The organism is Ferrimonas sp. YFM, assembly GCF_030296015.1.
Classification (GTDB): domain Bacteria; phylum Pseudomonadota; class Gammaproteobacteria; order Enterobacterales; family Shewanellaceae; genus Ferrimonas.
Genome location: NZ_AP027368.1, coordinates 3,670,928 through 3,689,092, shown reverse-complemented (window position 1 = coordinate 3,689,092; position 18,165 = coordinate 3,670,928). Strand labels below are relative to the sequence as shown.

Sequence of the window (18,165 nt, the reverse complement as noted above, 5' to 3'; positions counted from 1 at the left end):
CCTCTGCTATTCGGTGGTTAATGCTTGGGTTAGGGATTCCCGGAAGTGGCTTTGCTGTTCCGGGGTCAGGGCGGCACCGTCCGGGTTAGCCAGCATGAAGAGATCTTCAGCTTTTTCACCCACGGTGGTGATCTTAGCGGAGTGCACAATGAGGCCACACTGATCCACAACCTGACCGATTCGGGCCAGCAGGCCGGGAGAATCCAAGGAGATGATCTCCACCATCGAACCCTGCTTGCGCTTGGCCGGAAGGAAGTTCACCTCTGTACGAACCTTAAACTGTCGCATCCGCCTTGGCAATGGCCGCTGTCGTACTTTTGCCGGCATGGGGGCCAGCAGGGCCCGGACGATGGCATTGCGCAGACTGTTGATTCGTGATGGGTGACTGATGGCGCTGCCGTCCTGCTCCAGGATGATGAAGCTGTCCAGGGCAAACCCATCCCTGGAGGTGAAGATCTGGGCGTCGTGCACCGTGATGTTCTTGCCGTCGAACACCGCCATCAGGGTGGCGAACAGGCCCGCCCTGTCCCGGCAGTAGACGAAGAGTTCGGTGCCGCCACTGGCTTCGTGCTCCACCATCTCCACCAGGGGTTGGTCGTCCTGGCGGGTCAGCAGTGCCTGGGTGTGATGGAACACCTGGGCCGGGGTAAAGCGCAGGAAGTAGTCGGCGCTGAAGCGCTGCCAAAGTGGCGAGACATCCGCCTCCTCCAGCCCCATTTTTCCTAGCTGGTGCAATACCTTGTTTTGGTTTTCCCGGATCTTGCCCCGGGTGTCCACCGGCTTCTCCAGTCCCCCGAGCAGCATGCCGCGGGTGCTGTGGTACAGCTGGCTGAGCAGGGAGCCTTTCCAGCTGTTCCACAGGTTGTCATTGGTGGCGCAGATATCGGCCACGGTCAGGCAGTAAAGGTAGCTTAACCTGGTGAGATCACTGACGTTTTCGGCGAACTCCCGCACCACCTCGGGATCATTGATGTCGCGGCGCTGAGCGGTGACCGACATCAGCAGGTGGTTGCGTACCAGCCAGGCCACCAGTCGGCCGTCATGATCGTTGAGGTTGTGCAGATGGCAGAACTTAAGGGCATCGTCGGAACCCAGCTCGCTGTGGTCTCCGCCCCGCCCCTTGGCGATGTCGTGGAAGATGGCGGCCAGCACCAGCAGTCCCTTCTTGGGTAACTGGTCGATCAGCAGCGAGCCCAGAGGGAAGATCTCCTTATGGGCGGGATCGGAGAATCGTTCGATAAACAGAAGCAATCGATGGGTGTGCTCATCCACGGTGTAGGCATGGAAGAGATCAAACTGCATCTGACCGACGATCTGCTGCCAGGCGCGGATGTAGCTGGAGAGGATGCCGTGTCTGTGCATCAGGGAGATCGCCTTGATCCCCCTCGGATGGCGCAATATCGCCATAAACTGCTCCCGGCACTGGGGCAGGTCACTCAGGGGCAGCTTAAGCCGGCGCCGGGCGTTGCGCAGCAGCCTCAGGGTGGGGGCGGCCACGGTTTCCACCTCCTCCTGCACGGCGGCATGGTGGAACAGGGTCAGGATCTTATGCGGCTCCTCAAACACCCCCTCGTGGCGCACGGTAATGTAGTGCCCCATCAGACTGAAATCCTCGTCCAGAGGCTGCAGGGGCTGGCTGAACGCCAATTGAGGCAGCACCTCCCGCTTGAACAACTGCAGCAGCATCTGGTTGAGCTCCCGTACCGCACGTATGGTGCGGTAGTAGCGCTTCATCATCTGCTCCACCGGCAGTTGGGTGCCCTGGGTATAGCCCAGCAGCTCGGCCACCTTGGGTTGGTGGTCAAACAGCAGCTTGTCCTCGGCCCGGCCGGCGGCCAGGTGCAGGGCAAATCTCAGACGCCACAGGAAATCCCGGCAGGCATTGAGCTCCTCCAGCTCCTCCCTGGCCAGGAAGCCGTGGGAGACCAACTCCGCCAGGCAGCCGGCGCTGAAGTGGCGAATGGCCACCCAGGTGATGGTTTGAATGTCCCGCAACCCGCCAGGGCAGGATTTGATGTTGGGCTCAAGGTCGAAGGCGGAGAAACGGTTGTGGCGACCCCGCTGCTCTTCGCGCTTGGCCAGATAAAACTGGTCCACCGGCCAGAAGGTCTCATCCTCCAACCTGGCGTGCAGCTGCTGAAACAGGCTGGTGTCGCCGCAGAGCAGCCTGGACTCCAGCAGGTTGGTGGCGATGGTGATGTCCCCTTGGGCCTGGCTGAAGGTCTCCTCCACGGTGCGCACCGAGTGGCCTACGTCCAGCTTGGCGTCCCACAGGGTGGTGAGCAGGGTGCCGATCGCCTCCTCCATCACCGAGGTGCAGCACTCACTGGTGAGCACCAGCAGGTCGATGTCGGAGTTGGGATGCAGTTCACCCCGGCCATAGCCGCCAACGGCCACCAGGGCCACAGGACAGTTCCCCAGGTTCAGTTCCTGCCACAGCTGCACCAGCATGGCATCGATGAAGGCGGCGCGCTCCGCCAGGAGGATGCCGATGGCTTCCCCCTCGGCAAATTTTTGCTGCTGGTGTTGGCGGTGCTGTTCGAGCTGGTGTTTCAGCAGGGGAGGGGTCAGGGTCAGGGCGTTCATGCCGGCGAGGGTCCTTGTGAAGGACCCGCCGCACCGGCGGCGGGTCGGTGAGAGGTCAGGAGTGGGAGATCACCCTTTCCAGGGTTTCGTCACTGCGCAGGGTCAGCACCTCGACGCCATCTTCGGTCACCAGCAGGGTGTGTTCCCACTGGGCGGAGGGCTGGCCATCTTTGGTGGTCACTGTCCAGCCATCTTTCTTGTTCAGCTTGCAGCGGTAGTCGCCGGCGTTGACCATGGGCTCGATGGTGAAGCACATGCCGGCCTGCAGGGTCAGCTTGGCGCGGTTGCGGTAGTGAAGGATCTGCGGCTCCTCGTGGAACTTCTCGCCGATGCCGTGGCCGCAGTAGTCGCGTACCACCGAGAAGCCTTCCCGTTCGGCGATGGGCTGGATGATGGCGCCGATCTCACTCATGCACAGGCCGGGTCGCACCTGGCGGATGGCGGCGTAGAGGGAGTCCTGGGCCACCTGCACCAGTTTCTTGTTGCGCGGCGGGGTCTGGCCGACGATGAACATCCGCGAGGTGTCACCGTGGAAGCCGTCCTTGATCACCGTAATGTCGATGTTGACGATGTCGCCCTCTTTCAGCTTCTTGTGAGAGGGGATGCCGTGACACACCACTTCATTGATGGAGATGCAGGTGGACTTGGGAAAGCCGTGGTAATCCAGCGGCGCCGGAATCGCTTCCTGTACATCCACAATGTAGTTATGACAGAGCGTGTTCAACTCTTCCGTGGTCACCCCCTTCTTGACGTGGGGTGCGATCATCTCCAGCACCTCGGCAGCCAGGCGGCCGGCCACGCGCATCTTTTCGATCTGCTCTGGGGTTTTGATAACGATGCTCATTAGTCTACTCTTTCTATCGAATTTCGGGCTCTGGGAAACCGGGTCAGGTTGAGCTTTATGCCCCAGTATGGTATAAAGCGCGCCGGTTCTGTTGAGTCTTGAATGGACCCCTGACCATCAGGTTTGGGCTCCCAAGCGAACAATGGCGCCATTATATCGTTAAATTGTTATTAAACCACACACGTATCGGCACATGGTCCGGGGTGCCCTCAGGGGTCGGGTCATGGGATACGTGGAGGCTTAACCCCATATATTATTGAGGAATCTCATGGCAACTGTATCTATGCGCGACATGCTGAAGGCCGGTGTGCACTTCGGTCACCAAACCCGTTACTGGAACCCTAAGATGAAGCCTTTCATCTTCGGCGCTCGTAACCGTGTTCACATCATCAACCTGGAATCTACCGTTCCTATGATGAACGACGCTCTGGCTTTCCTGGGCAACGTTGCATCCAAGAAGGGTAAAATCCTGTTTGTTGGTACCAAGCGCGCTGCTGGTCAGAGCATCAAAGAATCTGCTCTGAAATGTGACCAGTTCTACGTTGACCACCGCTGGTTGGGCGGCATGCTGACCAACTGGAAGACCGTTCGTCAGTCCATCAAGCGTCTGAAGGACCTGGAAGCTCAGAGCCAAGACGGCACCTTCGAAAAGCTGACCAAGAAAGAGGCGCTGATGCGTACTCGTGAAATGGTTAAGCTGGAGAAGTCTCTGGGCGGTATCAAGAACATGGGCGGCCTGCCTGATGCTATCTTCGTGATCGACGCCGAGCACGAGCACATCGCCATCAAGGAAGCCAACAACCTGGGTATCCCAGTAGTTGCCGTAGTTGATACCAACTCCAACCCAGACGGCATCGATTACGTTATCCCAGGTAACGACGATGCAATCCGTGCTATCCAGCTGTACACCGGTGCTGTTGCTGAAGCTGTAACCGAAGGTCGCAACCAGGACCTGGCTGTTCAAGCTGAGCAAGACGGTTTCGTAGAAGCTGAATAAGCATAATAAGGCGTGAGTTTACTCGCCCCTTATTAACCAAAAGGTTATTGGTTAACAGGGGCCCATCGTGGCCCCTGTTTTTTTAAGTATTCAAAAGACGCAAGTCATAGAGGAATTGGACATGGCAATTACCGCTGCCCTGGTAAAAGAGCTGCGCGAGCGCACCGGCGCTGGCATGATGGACTGCAAAAAAGCCCTGGTTGAGACCAACGGTGACATCGAGCTGGCCATTGAGAACATGCGTAAGTCCGGTCAGGCCAAAGCTGCCAAGAAAGCTGGCCGTATCGCTGCTGAAGGTGTGATCATCGTTAAGAGCAACGACGGTCTGGCCGCAATGGTAGAAGTTAACTGTGAAACCGACTTCGTTGCCCGTGACGAAAGCTTCCTGGCTTTCGCCAACAAGGTTGCTGAAGTAGCCCTGGCTGGCAAGATCGACACCGTTGACGCCCTGAACGCTGCTGAGCTGGACGGCATCACCGTTGAAGAAACCCGTGCCAACCTGGTTGCCAAGATCGGTGAGAACATGAACGTTCGCCGCGTGCTGCTGGTTGAAGGTTCTAACCTGGGTGCTTACATCCACGGTGGTAAGATCGGTGTTGTGGCTGCCCTGAACGGCGGCGACGCTGAGCTGGCCAAAGACATCGCCATGCACGTTGCAGCTTCCAACCCACAGTTCGTGAAGCCTGAAGACGTCGATGCCGACGTGGTTGCCAAAGAGCGCGCCATCCAGGTTGAGATTGCCGTTAACTCCGGCAAGCCTCAGGAAATCGCTGAGAAGATGGTTGAAGGCCGCATGAAGAAGTTCACCGGTGAGATCTCTCTGACCGGTCAGCCTTTCGTTAAGGATCCTTCCATCTCCTGTGGCAAGCTGCTGGCTGACAAGGGTGCCGAGGTAACCAACTTCGTACGTCTGGAAGTGGGTGAAGGTATCGAGAAAGCTGAAGAAGATTTCGCTGCTGAAGTAGCGGCTCAAATCGAAGCTGCCAAGAAGGCCTAAGGCCAACGCTTAGTTGATGCAGACCGCGGCCTCCTGTCGCGGTCTTTTAATATTCAGGATAGAGAAAAAGATGAGCACCAATCCAAAACCCGCATTTCGACGCATCTTGTTAAAACTCAGTGGTGAAGCACTCCAGGGCGAAGAGGGCTTCGGCATCGACCCCAAGGTACTTGACCGTATGGCTCAGGAGATCAAGGAGCTGGTTGAGCTGGGTGTGCAGGTAGGTTTGGTGATCGGCGGTGGCAACCTGTTCCGCGGTGAAGGCCTGGCAAAAGCCGGCATGAACCGGGTGGTGGGTGACCACATGGGCATGCTGGCCACCGTGATGAACGGCCTGGCGATGCGTGATGCACTGCACCGTGCCTATGTGAACGCCCGACTGATGTCGGCCATCCCCCTCAACGGCGTCTGCGACAACTACAGCTGGGCTGAAGCGATCAGCCTGCTGAAGCAGGGCCGGGTGGTGATCTTCTCTGCCGGCACAGGTAACCCCTTCTTCACCACGGATTCCGCCTGCTGTCTGCGCGGCATCGAAATCGAAGCCGACGTGGTCCTCAAGGGCACCAAGGTGGACGGAGTTTACTCAGATGACCCGGTTACCAATCCCGACGCAGTGAAGTATGATAAAATCACCTACAAAGAGGTTCTGGAGAAAGAGCTGAAAGTCATGGACTTGTCTGCTTTTACTCTGGCCAGGGATCACGACCTGCCTCTGCTGGTCTTTAACATGAACGAGCCGGGCGCCCTGCGCCGGGCGGTGATGGGCGAAGCCAACGGCACCCTGATCACCAACTAATTTTTACGCATCGAGTCGACACCGTAAGGAAGTTCACCGTGATTAACGACATTAAGCAAGACGCCGAAGCGCGCATGGATAAGAGTGTGGAAGCCTGCCGCACTCAGATGGCCAAGGTTCGTACCGGCCGGGCTCACCCCAGCCTGCTGGACACCATCGTAGTCTCCTACTACGGCGCCGACACCCCCCTGAAGCAGGTGGCCAACATCTCCACCGAAGACAGCCGTACCCTGGCGGTCACCGTATTCGACCGCTCCATGATTCAGGCGGTTGAGAAGGCGATCATGGCCTCTGACCTGGGCCTGAACCCCAACTCCGCCGGCACCACCATCCGCATCCCTCTGCCTCCTCTGACTGAAGAGCGCCGTAAGGATCTGGTGAAAGTGGTTCGCGCCGAAGCTGAGAACGGCAAAGTGGCCATCCGCAACATCCGTCGTGATGCCAACTCCCACATCAAGGAGCTGGAAAAAGAGAAAGAGATCAGCGAGGACGATGCCCGCCGCGCTGAGGATGACATCCAGAAGCTGACCGACAAGTTCGTCAAGGCCGTCGACGCCGTGCTGGCTGAGAAAGAAGCCGAGCTGATGGAGATCTAAGCAAACGTCCCTGTTTGCTAGCGAATCGACGCCGCGTTTGGATATACTACGCGGCGTTTCTGTTTTCATTTGCCGGGATTAACACCTTCATGCTCAGTAGTCGTGATTCCTCACCAGCGGCATCTGCCGAGTCTCTGCCGAGACACATTGCCATCATCATGGATGGTAATGGCCGTTGGGCCGAGTCCAAGGGGCGCCCCAGGTTTGCCGGTCATCGTGCCGGCGTCAAAGCGGTTCGGGAGGCGGTGCGCGTCTGCCGTAAGCACGGGATCAAGGCGTTGACCTTGTTCGCGTTTTCCAGTGAAAACTGGCGGCGTCCGGAGCGTGAGGTCGCATTATTGATGCGGCTGTTTATGACGGTGTTGTCCCGTGAGGTAAAGTTGCTCAAGAGCAACGATGTTCGCCTGAAGGTGGTGGGGGATGTCTCTGCCTTCAGCAACGACTTGCAGCAACGTATCCGCAAGGCGGAGGCGATGACCGCCGACTGCCAGGGCCTGGTGCTCAATGTGGCCGCCAACTACGGTGGCCGCTGGGACATGATGCAGGCGGCCTGCCGCATCGCCCAAGAGGTGAAGCAGGGCCATCTGGATATGGAGCAGATCTGTGAAGACACCATCAGCCGTTACCTGACCATGGCGGATCTGCCCGAGGTGGATCTGCTGGTGCGTACCGGCGGCGAGCACAGAATCAGCAACTTCATCCTGTGGCAGGCGGCTTACGCCGAACTGGTGTTCAGCCCGGTGTTGTGGCCCGACTTCGACGAGCGGGCCCTGGAGAGTTGCCTCGACGAGTATTGCGGACGACAGCGTCGCTTCGGCCAGACCAGCGCCCAGGTCTCGGCCCCATAACAAGAATTCAACCCAAAGAGGTTTTTTTTGCTTAAGCAACGAGTTTTAACCGCCGTGCTGCTGCTGCCGGCAGCACTGGCCGCCATCTTCCTGTTGTCCGCGGACGGTTTCGCCCTGGCCATCGCCCTGGTGATCCTGTTGGCCTCCAAAGAGTGGGGCAGCTTCATTCAACCAGGCGACCGCCTGATTCAAGCCAGTTTTACCCTCTCCATGGCCGTGCTCATGGGGGCTTTCTACTTCATGGTACCCAGTGACCTGCTGTGGCTGGGCGACAAATTGCATCCCCTGGCCGAGGGACTGCTCCAGGTGGGCGGCCTCTGGTGGCTGATCGCCCTGGGGCTGGTGGTGACCTATGTGCGTTCGGTACGCGTCTGGCATCACTCCATGGTGCTCAAGGCGGTGTTTGGTCAGCTGACGCTGCTGCCTGCCTTTGTGGCCATGCTGGTGCTGCACAGCGCCCCTCAAATGCAGGACCCCCACTATGGCGCCTATCTGGTGCTGGCGGTGCTGCTGATTGTCTGGGGCGCGGACACCGGCGCCTACTTCTTCGGTCGCGCCTTTGGTAAGCATAAGCTGGCTCGCCACGTGAGTCCGGGCAAGACCATTGAAGGTCTGGCCGGCGGATTGCTGGTGTGTGCCCTGCTGGCGACGGTCGCCTGGAACTATCTGCCCAACAACGGTTTTGTTCCTGTGCTGGCGGCCGTGTTGCTGACCGCACTCTCCTCCGCCCTGGGGGATCTGTCTGAAAGCATGTTCAAGCGCAGTGCCAACATCAAGGACAGCGGTCGCCTGTTGCCCGGCCATGGTGGTATCCTTGATCGAATCGACAGCATCACCGCCGCGATGCCGGTGTTTGCCTTGCTGTACCTTTACTGGTGGATTTGACCATGCAAAGACTCGCGCTGTTTGGGGCCACCGGCTCCATTGGTAGCAGCACCCTGGACGTTGTGCGCCGTCACCCAGAGCAGTATGGGGTCGAGGTTCTGACCGCCAATGGCAACTGGCAGGCGATGGTGGCCCTGTGTGAGGAGTTTCGCCCCGCCTATGCGGTGATGGTGGACGCCGACGCGGCTCTGGCCCTGGAAAAGGCCCTGAGCGGTAAGGTGGATACTCAGGTGCTCACCGGTGACCAGGCCCTGGTTCAGGTGGCCGAACTGGACAGCGTGGATGTGGTGATGGCTGCCATCGTCGGCGCGGCGGGACTCAGTTCCACCCTGGCGGCGGTGCGCAAGGGCAAACGGATTCTGCTGGCCAACAAAGAAGCCCTGGTGGTCTCCGGCCGGTTGTTTATGGACGCGGTGCGCGAGCACGGCGCCACCCTGTTGCCGGTGGACAGTGAGCACAACGCCATCTTCCAGAGTCTGCCGACCCAGGTGCAGGACACCCTGGGTCATTGCGACCTGGCGGGCAACGGCATCTCCCATTTGCTGCTGACCGGCTCAGGCGGCCCCTTCCGTACCCGGGCCCTGGACAGTTTCGACCTGATTACCCCAGCGGAGGCCTGCGCCCACCCCAACTGGAGCATGGGGCAGAAGATCTCTGTCGACTCTGCCTCCATGATGAACAAGGGGCTGGAGTACATCGAAGCGCGCTGGCTGTTCAATGCCACCCCGGAGCAGATTCAGGTGGTGATCCACCCTCAGAGTGTCATCCACTCCATGGTGCAGTACCAGGATGGCTCGGTGCTGGCCCAGATGGGGCAGCCAGATATGCGCACCCCTATAGCCCACAGCCTTTCCCATCCGACCCGAATCCACAGCGGCGTGGAACCTTTGGATTTCTTCAAGGTCGGACAATTAACCTTCGAAGCGCCGGATTTCCAGCGTTACCCCTGTCTGAAGCTGGCGATGGACGCCTGCAACACTGGCCAGGAGGCAACCACGGTTCTCAATGCTGCCAACGAACAGGCGGTGGCGGCGTTTCTGAAGGGACAGATCAGGTTTACCGACATTGCCCGGGTCAACGCCCATTGTCTGGAACGGGCGGACCTGAGCCCTTTGATGACCTTGTCCGCCCTCGGTGAGCTGGACAGGGAGGCCAGAGTGCTGGCCGACAGCTGGATCGCCAGAGGAGCTTAATGTTTCAGTTTTTTTGGAGTCTCGGCGCCTTTCTGGTTGCCCTGGGAATCCTGATCGCCGTCCACGAATATGGCCACTTCTGGGTGGCTCGCCGTTGCGGAGTCAAGGTGGAGCGCTTCTCCATCGGCTTCGGCAAGGTGCTGCTTCGTCGGATTGGCAAGGACGGTACTGAGTACAGCCTGTCTGCCATCCCTCTGGGTGGCTACGTCAAGATGCTGGACAGCCGTGTTGAGGAGGTGCCTGATCACCTCAGAGATCAGGCTTTCGACGCCAAGACCGTCTGGCAGCGCATCGCCATTGTCGCCGCCGGGCCTTTGGCCAATTTTGCCTTCGCCATCTTCGCCTTTTATGTGATGTTCCTGATGGGCGTGCCCACGGTGCGTCCCGTGGTGGGTGAGGTCGCCCCCAGCACCATCGCCGCCGAAGCGGCCATCTCCCCCAAGTCGATCATCACTCGGGTTGGCCAGAGGGATACGGTGGATTGGGAGGCGGTCAACCTGGCCATGGTGGAGTACATCGGCAACGAGCAGATGACTCTGACCCTGGAGGAGGATGGTCGGCCCAGAACCGTCAATCTGGATATCTCAGACTGGCAGGTGCAGCCGGATAAAGAGCCGCTGTTTGTCAGCCTGGGTGTTATGCCCTGGCGGCCTCAGGTCAGCAATGTCCTGGGTCTGGTGACCGAAGAGGGAGCGGCCTATGAGGCTGGCATCCGCGTCGGTGACAAGCTGATGGCGGTCAATGGTGAGCCTTACTCTGACTGGGAGCTGCTGGTTGCCGAGGTGGAAGCCCACCCGGGCAAGCCGATGAGCTTCACCGTACAGCGTGACTTCAACAGCATGACCCTGACCGTGGTGCCCGATGAGGTGACCAATGAGTCGGGCAGGCTGGTGGGCAAGGTGGGGATCTCCCCGACCATGGAGCCCTGGCCCCAGGAGTATCAGGTGGATCTCAGCTACGGGCTGGTGTCTGCCGTGGGCCCCTCGCTCGATCGCACCTGGCAGCTGGTTGAACTGACGTTAAAAACAATAGGTAAATTGTTTACTGGGGACCTTGCGGTGAGTAACCTAAGTGGTCCCATCTCCATCGCTCAGGGGGCAGGCAGCACCGCAGGATTCGGTCTGGTCTACTTCCTGGGGTTCCTGGCGCTGATCAGCGTCAACCTGGGGATCATCAATTTACTGCCTCTGCCGGTACTGGATGGGGGCCACCTGCTCTACTTTGCCGTGGAGCTTGTTACCGGTAAGCCGGTTCCTGAACGGATTCAGGATGTGGGGTATCGCATCGGATCCGCACTGGTTCTGATGTTGATGATTATCGCTATCGTCAATGACGTGGCACGACTGTAAGCCCAAGGAAATAATAAGAATCTTCGTCTATGAGACTGAATAAAATTATGGCATCGATGGTGTTCATCGGTGCGGCCATTTCGGCACAGGGGCAGGCTGCAGGCTTTGACGCCTTTGTGGTTGACGATATTAAGGTTGAGGGGTTACAGCGGGTTGCTCTTGGTGCGGCGTTGCTGAATCTGCCTGTGAAGGTGGGGGATCAGGTGGACACCCTGACCCTGCAGCGGGCGATACGCTCCCTCTATGCTTCCGATAACTTTGAAGATATCGCCGTGGCGCGCGACGGCAACACCCTGGTGGTGCTGGTGCGTGAGCGGCCGACCATCGCCGACATCGTGTTCGACGGCAACAAAGACATCAAGGATGAGCAGCTGCAGGAGAGTCTGGACGGGTCCGGCATCAAGACCGGTGAACCCCTGGACCGCACCATCCTCACCGAGATTGAGGGCAGCCTGCAGGATTTCTACTACAGCGTCGGTAAATACAACGCCAAGGTAAAGGCGCAGGTGATCACCCTGCCCCGTAACCGGGTTGAGCTGAAGCTGAAGTTTACCGAAGGTGACGCCGCCGACATCCACCAGATCAACATCGTGGGCAACAGTGTGTTCCCCGATGAGGAGCTGATCGGCCTGTTCGAGCTGACCGACTACGTGGCCTGGTGGGACTTCTTCGGCGACCGCCGCTACCAGAAGCAGCGTCTGGAGGGGGATCTGGAAACCCTGACCTCCTACTACAACGATCGCGGCTACCTCAAGTTCAAGGTGGACTCCACCCAGGTGGCGATGACCCCGGATAAAACCGGTCTGTACGTCACCGTCAACGTGGATGAGGGCGAACAGTACACCGTCAAGGAGATCAACCTCACCGGTGAGCTGCTGGGCAAAGAGGCACTGATGAAGGCGCTGGTGCCCATCGAATCCGGCGAGATGTACAACGGTGGCGAAGTCACCTTTACCGAAGAGCTTATCGGTAAGTTCCTCGGCCGCTATGGCTACGCCTATCCCAAGGTCACCACCTACCCTGAGGTGGATGAGGAGACCAAAGAGGTTTCCCTGAACATCAACGTGGATCCCGGCAAGCGGATCTATGTGCGCTCTGTGGGCTTCTCCGGCAACACGGTGACCAAAGATGAAGTGCTGCGTCGTGAGATGCGTCAGCTCGAGGGCGCCTGGCTCAACAGTCGTTCCGTTGAGCTGTCCAAGGAGCGCCTGAACCGTCTGGGCTTCTTTGAGACCGTCGAGGTGGAAACCACCCCGGTGCCTGGCAGCGAGGATCTGGTGGACGTCAGCTACAAGGTGAAGGAGCAGCCATCCGGTTCCTTCAACTTCGGTGTCGGCTATGGTACCGAGAGCAAGCTGAGTCTGCAGTTGGGTGTGTCTCAGAGCAACTTCCTGGGCACTGGCAACAACGTTGCCATCAACCTGAACAACAACTCTTATCAGAAGAGCGTCAATGCCACCTACCGCGATCCCTACTTCACCAAGGATGGGGTGAGCGCCGGCATCAACGTCTACTGGTCTGAGTTTGACGCCGACGAGTACTATCTGGAGTCCTATAAGAACAACTCCTACGGCATCGGTGCCGATCTGTCCTGGCCGGTGAACGAGTACAACCGTCTGGGTCTGGGCCTGTTCTACCGTCACAACGAGCTGTCTGAGGTGTCGCCTTACCAGCAGGTGCTGAAGTTCTACCAGATCTACGGTGACCCCACGGATTCCAGCAGCACCCTGGCGTTTGACAACTATGAGCTCAACGCCAACTGGACCCGCAGCACCCTGAACCGGGGCACCTTCCCAACCTCCGGTAACAACCAGAAGCTGTTTGGTAAGATGACCATTCCGGGCTCCGACGTTCAGTACTTCAAGGTCAGCTTCGACACCAGCTTCTACTTCCCGCTGAACCGCACCCACGACTGGGTGTTCCTGACCCGGGGTAAGCTGGGTTATGGTAACGGCTATGGTCAGTATCAGGGCCAGGACAACATCCTGCCGTTTTGGGAGAACTTCTACGCCGGTGGTTCCACCGTGCTGCGAGGCTTCAAGACCAACTCCGTGGGCCCGCGCGCCTTCTACCTGACCGGTGACGGTACCCCCTGTATCCCACTGCCAGGCGGAAACTTTGGCGGCTGTAGTTTGCCCGGGGATCCTGATACCGTAGCGGTGAACAGCGGACGCTCCATTGGTGGTAACGCCATCGCGACCCTGAGTGCCGAGCTGATCATTCCGACTCCTTTCCTGGACGAGTCCTATAAGAACTCCGTCCGTACCAGCTTCTTTGTCGATGCCGGTAACGTATGGGATACTGAGTTCGATTATGAGAGCTACCGATCGCTGCCTCAGTCGGAGTTTGAAAAGATTCAGGACTACTCCGACCCGAGCCGCATCCGCGCCTCAGCCGGTTTGTCCGTGCAGTGGCTGTCCCCCATGGGCCCCATGGTGTTCAGTCTGGCGAAGCCGATCAAGGAGTACGAAGGGGATGACAGTGAAGTGTTCTCCTTCAATATTGGACGTACTTTCTAAAGAAACGGCGACTTCGGTCGCCGCCTAATAAAGACAGAGGAATTTGAGTTTGAAGAAGTTAATGACCCTTGCCCTGATGTTGGTTGCCGTTGCTCCCTCCGCCTGGGCCCAGAAGATCGGTGTGGTGGACATGCGCCTGGTAATGAGCAAGCTGCCTCAGGCCGAATCCATGATGCAGAACCTGGAAACTGAGTTCGCCGAGCGTGTGGCTGCCGTACGCAAGCTACAGGAGGAGCTGAAGGCTCTGTCCGAGAAGCAGCAGAAGGACGCCCTGCTGATGACCGACGCTCAGAAAACCGAGCTGAGCCGTCAGATGGAGAGCCTGAACGCTGACTTCAACCGCAAGGGCCGCAACCTGCAGGAAGATATGCAGAAGCGTCAGCAGGAAGAGCAACAGAAACTGCTGCAGCAGGTACAGCTGGCGATCAACAGCCTGGCCGAGCAGGAGAAGTTCGACGTGATCCTGCAGCGCGGTGCCGCCGTTTACGTGAACAGCGCCGCCGACATCTCCGAGAAAGTGGTTCAAGCTGTAGGTAAAGGCAACTAAGCACTATGGCAAGCAAAACCCTGGTGGAGCTGGCCGAACTGGTCGGCGCCACAGTTCAGGGGGACGGCAGTAAAGTGGTGGCCCGAGTGGCCACCCTTGAAAATGCTGGCCCTGACCAGATCAGTTTTCTGGCAAACAGCAAATATCGTAAGCAGTTAGACAACACCGCCGCTGGAGCGGTGATTTTGTCTGCGCAGGATGCGGAAAATTACCAGGGTGATGCCCTGGTGGCCGCCAACCCCTACGTCTGCTTCGCCCGCATCGCCCAGATCCTGGATACCACCCCAGCCGCCGCAGACAGCATCCACCCTTCAGCGGTGGTGGAGCCCAATGCGCAGTTGGGTGAAGGAGTCTGCATCGGCGCCAACGCCGTGGTGGAAGCGGACGCGGTGATCGGCGATAACGCCCAGATCGGTGCCGGCAGCGTAGTGGGACGCGGAGCCCGTGTGGGCCGCGGCACTCGCCTGTGGGCCAACGTCACCCTCTATCACGGTGTGGTGGTCGGCGAAGAGTGCATCATCCACTCGGGTGCGGTGATCGGCTCGGACGGTTTTGGCTACGCCAACGAGCGTGGCCAGTGGATCAAGATTCCCCAGGTTGGCACGGTGATCATCGGTGACCGGGTTGAGATCGGCTCTAACACCTCCATCGACCGGGGTGCCATCGATGACACCATCATCGAGGAGGGGGTGATCATCGACAACCTGTGTCAGATCGCCCACAACGACGTCATCGGTGCCCACAGCGCCCTGGCAGGCTGCACCGTGGTTGCGGGCAGCACCAAGATTGGTCGCCACTGTATTATTGGCGGCAACAGCGGCATCGCCGGCCACATTGAGCTGGCCGATGGCGTTCATGTTACCGGGATGTCCCGGGTGACCAAGGGGCTGAGCAAGCCCGGAGTCTACTCATCGGGATCGCCCATTCAGGACAACAAGTCCTGGCGTCGCAACTCGGTGCGTTCGCGCCAGTTGGAAGATATGTATCAGCGCTTGCGTCAGTTGGAGAAACAGCTGGCCGAGTCAGAGCAAGATAGTGAATAAGTTTGGAGTCCACCTTGTCTGAGCAAATGAACACCATGGAGGTCAATGAGATCCTCCAGTTTCTGCCACACCGTCACCCCTTTATGCTGGTGGACCGGGTTCTCGATTTCGTTCCGGGTGAGTCTCTGCACGCCCGCAAGAATGTGACCTACAATGAGCCCTTCTTCCCAGGCCACTTCCCGGCAGCCCCCATCATGCCCGGTGTGCTGATCCTGGAAGCCCTGGCCCAGGCCTCCGCCATTCTGGCGTTCAAGACCTACGGCAAGGGTGAAAACGAGCTGTACCTGTTCGCCGGCATCGACAATGTGCGCTTCAAGCGCCAGGTGACCCCGGGCGACACCCTGGATCTGCACGTCTACTTCAAGAAAGCCAAGCGCGGCATCGGCTTCTATGCCGCCGAAGCCAAGGTTGACGGTAAGGTTGTCTGCTCCGCAGACCTGATGTGTGCCAAGAGAGAGGCTTGATCCCGTGATCCATTCCCAGGCGGTAATCCACCCCGATGCCAAGATTGGCGATAACGTCACCATAGGGCCATTCAGCTACATTGGTGCCGACGTCATCATAGGTGATGACACCTGGATCAGCTCCAATGTGGTGATCAAGGGGCCCACCACCATCGGCAAGGGCAATAAGTTTTTCCAGTTTGCCTCCATCGGTGAGGAGTGTCAGGACAAGAAGTACGCCGGCGAGCCCACCCGCCTGGAGATTGGCGACAACAACGTGTTCCGCGAGTGCTGTACTGTGCATCGCGGCACGGTTCAGGATCAGGGGCTGACCAAGATCGGTTCTAACAACCTGTTTATGGCTTACACCCATGTGGCCCACGACTGCATGGTCGGTGACCATGTGATCATGGCCAACAACGCCTCCATCGCCGGCCATGTGCAGGTAGGCGATCACGCCATTCTCGGCGGCATGACCGGCGTTCACCAGTTTGTGAAGATTGGCGCCCACGCCTTCACCGCAGGCTGTTCCCTGGTGCTGCAGGATGTGCCTCCCTTTGTGATGGCGTCCGGTCAGAGCGCGGTGCCCAGGGGCATCAACAACGAAGGTCTCAAGCGTCGCGGCTTCTCCAAGGAAGCGATCACCGCCATCCGTAAGGCGTACAAGATACTCTATCGCTCCAGCCTGACCACGGCCGAGGCGATGCCTCAGCTGAGGGAACTGGCGGACGAGCACCCAGAGGTGGGGATGCTGGCAGACTTCGTCGAGCAGTCCAGCCGCGGTATCGTACGTTGAGGAGCTTGGCTTGAGCCAGTTGACCATAGCCATCGTCGCCGGGGAACTCTCCGGCGATATTTTAGGTGCCGGCCTGATGAAGGCCCTTCGCAAACGCCACCCCGATGCCCAGTTTATCGGCATTGGCGGTCCCCGCATGCAGGAAGTGGGGATGGAGAACCTGGCGGATATGGAAGCCCTGGCGGTGATGGGGCTGGTGGAGGTTCTGGGCAGCCTGCCGCGCCTGCTGAAGATCAAGAAGCAGCTGATTACCACCCTGATGGACCGCCGCCCGGATCTCTACATCGGTGTGGACGCCCCGGATTTCAACCTGCGCATCGAAGCGCCGCTCAAGGCCGCAGGCATCCCCACGGTTCACTATGTCAGCCCATCGGTGTGGGCCTGGCGACCCAAGCGCATCTTTAAGATCGAGAAGGCCACCAACCTGGTACTGTCTCTGCTGCCGTTTGAAAAGGCGTTCTACGACCAGCATCAGGTGCCTTGCACCTTCGTCGGCCACACTCTGGCGGATGAGATCCCCCTGGTCAGTGACCAGGCTGAGGCCAGAGAAGCCCTGAATCTGCCCCTGGAGGGACAGGTGCTGGCGCTGCTGCCCGGCAGCCGCGGCGGAGAGATGAAGCGGCTGAGCCCCACTTTCCTGGAGGCTGCCGCCCAGCTTAAGGCGCGCCATCCACACCTCACCATAGTGGTGCCCCTGGCCAATCAGGCTCGCCGCAGCCAGTTTGATGCCCTGAAGGCGGAGCTGGCTCCCGAGCTGGAACTGGTGCTGGTGGACGGTCAGTCCCGTACCGTGATGGCCGCCTCCGACGTGATTTTGCTGGCCTCCGGCACCGCCACCCTGGAGGCGATGCTGGTGAAGCGACCCATGGTGGTGGCCTACAAGCTGGCCCCCATGACCTACCGCATCGCCAAGCGGATGATGAACATCGACAGGTACAGCCTGCCCAACCTGCTGGCGGGACGGGATCTGGTGCCTGAACTGATTCAGGACGAGTGCAGTGCCGATGCCCTGGCCCAGCAGGTCAGCGGTTATCTTGAGGGGGACAACAGTGAGTTGTTGGCCACCTTTACCCAGATGCACCAGGAGCTGCGCCTGGATGCCTCGGAACAGGCCGCCAAGGCGGTGCTGAAGCTGATTGGAGCCGAGAATGAGTGAGCTGATTGCCGGCGTGGATGAGGTGGGCCGTGGCCCCCTGGTGGGGGATGTGGTGACCGCCGCGGTGATCCTGGACCCTGCCAATCCCATTGAGGGCTTGCGCGATTCCAAGAAGTTGTCGGAGAAGCGCCGCGAAGCGCTGTTTGTGGAGATCCAGGAGAAGGCCCTGGCCTGGCATGTGGGCCGGGCCAGTGTCGAGGAGATCGACCGCCTGAACATCCTCCACGCCACCATGCTGGCGATGCAGCGTGCGGTGGCCGGCCTCACCCTGACTCCCACGTTGGTGCGGGTGGACGGCAACCGCTGCCCCGACTTTGGTGGCCTGGCGGCGGAAGCCCTGGTGAAGGGGGACGACAAGGAGCCCGCCATCAGCGCCGCCTCCATCCTGGCCAAGGTGGTTCGGGACCGGGAGATGAAGGAGCTGGACAAGCTCTATCCGGACTATGGCTTTGCCGGGCACAAGGGTTACCCCACCGCCGCCCATCTGGAGGCCCTGGCCACCCAGGGCGCGACCCCACACCACAGAACCAGCTTTAAACCGGTGCGCCGCGCACTGGGCCTGGAGTAACC

General features: G+C 59.3%; 17 protein-coding genes. 15 read left to right on the top strand and 2 right to left on the bottom strand.

Annotated features, from left to right (window positions below; all coding sequences use genetic code 11):
• Positions 1-6 precede the first annotated feature (6 nt).
• Positions 7-2,586 carry a [protein-PII] uridylyltransferase gene (gene glnD, locus QUE41_RS16990; protein WP_286340178.1) on the bottom strand — a complete coding sequence of 860 codons (2,580 nt, stop codon included), beginning with the start codon at positions 2,584-2,586 and terminating at the stop codon, positions 7-9.
• Positions 2,587-2,641: 55 nt separating this feature from the next.
• A complete protein-coding gene (gene map / locus QUE41_RS16985) occupies positions 2,642-3,430 on the bottom strand; it encodes a type I methionyl aminopeptidase (protein ID WP_286340177.1) in 789 nt (262 codons plus the stop codon).
• Positions 3,431-3,698: 268 nt separating this feature from the next.
• Here map and rpsB point away from each other — a divergent pair, with 268 nt between their 5' ends.
• The 15 genes from rpsB to rnhB all read left to right on the top strand — a co-directional run bounded on the left by rpsB (position 3,699) and on the right by rnhB (position 18,163).
• A complete protein-coding gene (gene rpsB / locus QUE41_RS16980) occupies positions 3,699-4,427 on the top strand; it encodes a 30S ribosomal protein S2 (RefSeq protein ID WP_028110826.1) in 729 nt (242 codons plus the stop codon).
• 121 nt (positions 4,428-4,548) lie between these two features.
• Positions 4,549-5,424, top strand: a complete 876-nt coding sequence (tsf, locus tag QUE41_RS16975; protein WP_286340176.1) for a translation elongation factor Ts — start codon at positions 4,549-4,551, stop codon at positions 5,422-5,424.
• A gap of 70 nt (positions 5,425-5,494) precedes the next feature.
• A complete protein-coding gene (gene pyrH / locus QUE41_RS16970) occupies positions 5,495-6,220 on the top strand; it encodes a UMP kinase (protein WP_286340175.1) in 726 nt (241 codons plus the stop codon).
• A gap of 38 nt (positions 6,221-6,258) precedes the next feature.
• Positions 6,259-6,816: a ribosome recycling factor gene (gene frr, locus QUE41_RS16965; protein ID WP_286340174.1), complete on the top strand. Its 558-nt coding sequence runs from the start codon at positions 6,259-6,261 to the stop codon at positions 6,814-6,816.
• A gap of 89 nt (positions 6,817-6,905) precedes the next feature.
• Positions 6,906-7,664 carry a polyprenyl diphosphate synthase gene (gene uppS, locus QUE41_RS16960; protein ID WP_286340173.1) on the top strand — a complete coding sequence of 253 codons (759 nt, stop codon included), beginning with the start codon at positions 6,906-6,908 and terminating at the stop codon, positions 7,662-7,664.
• Between the two features lie 27 nt (positions 7,665-7,691).
• Positions 7,692-8,549 (top strand): phosphatidate cytidylyltransferase, encoded by an 858-nt coding sequence (locus QUE41_RS16955; protein ID WP_286340172.1) that lies wholly within the window; start codon positions 7,692-7,694, stop codon positions 8,547-8,549.
• A gap of 2 nt (positions 8,550-8,551) precedes the next feature.
• Complete coding sequence (ispC, locus tag QUE41_RS16950) at positions 8,552-9,742, top strand: 1-deoxy-D-xylulose-5-phosphate reductoisomerase (protein ID WP_286340171.1); 1,191 nt, start codon at positions 8,552-8,554, stop codon at positions 9,740-9,742.
• Positions 9,742-11,091, top strand: a complete 1,350-nt coding sequence (gene rseP / locus QUE41_RS16945) for a sigma E protease regulator RseP (protein ID WP_286340170.1) — start codon at positions 9,742-9,744, stop codon at positions 11,089-11,091. Before ispC ends, rseP begins: the two co-directional genes overlap by 1 nt.
• 29 nt (positions 11,092-11,120) lie before the next feature.
• Positions 11,121-13,610 carry an outer membrane protein assembly factor BamA gene (gene bamA / locus QUE41_RS16940; protein ID WP_286340169.1) on the top strand — a complete coding sequence of 830 codons (2,490 nt, stop codon included), beginning with the start codon at positions 11,121-11,123 and terminating at the stop codon, positions 13,608-13,610.
• A gap of 61 nt (positions 13,611-13,671) precedes the next feature.
• Positions 13,672-14,157 carry an OmpH/Skp family outer membrane protein gene (locus QUE41_RS16935; protein WP_417346286.1) on the top strand — a complete coding sequence of 162 codons (486 nt, stop codon included), beginning with the start codon at positions 13,672-13,674 and terminating at the stop codon, positions 14,155-14,157.
• 5 nt (positions 14,158-14,162) lie between these two features.
• On the top strand, positions 14,163-15,200 hold the full coding sequence (lpxD, locus tag QUE41_RS16930) for a UDP-3-O-(3-hydroxymyristoyl)glucosamine N-acyltransferase (RefSeq protein WP_286340167.1): 1,038 nt from the start codon (positions 14,163-14,165) through the stop codon (positions 15,198-15,200).
• 26 nt (positions 15,201-15,226) lie between these two features.
• Positions 15,227-15,664 (top strand): 3-hydroxyacyl-ACP dehydratase FabZ, encoded by a 438-nt coding sequence (gene fabZ, locus QUE41_RS16925; RefSeq protein ID WP_502876030.1) that lies wholly within the window; start codon positions 15,227-15,229, stop codon positions 15,662-15,664.
• A gap of 4 nt (positions 15,665-15,668) precedes the next feature.
• The gene (gene lpxA, locus QUE41_RS16920) at positions 15,669-16,439 is read left to right on the top strand and encodes an acyl-ACP--UDP-N-acetylglucosamine O-acyltransferase (RefSeq protein WP_286340165.1); all 771 of its coding nucleotides are present in this window, start codon (positions 15,669-15,671) and stop codon (positions 16,437-16,439) included.
• A gap of 10 nt (positions 16,440-16,449) precedes the next feature.
• Positions 16,450-17,595: a lipid-A-disaccharide synthase gene (gene lpxB / locus QUE41_RS16915; protein WP_286340164.1), complete on the top strand. Its 1,146-nt coding sequence runs from the start codon at positions 16,450-16,452 to the stop codon at positions 17,593-17,595.
• Positions 17,588-18,163: a ribonuclease HII gene (gene rnhB / locus QUE41_RS16910; protein ID WP_286340163.1), complete on the top strand. Its 576-nt coding sequence runs from the start codon at positions 17,588-17,590 to the stop codon at positions 18,161-18,163. The genes lpxB and rnhB overlap by 8 nt, the downstream gene beginning before the upstream one ends.
• Positions 18,164-18,165 lie beyond the last annotated feature (2 nt).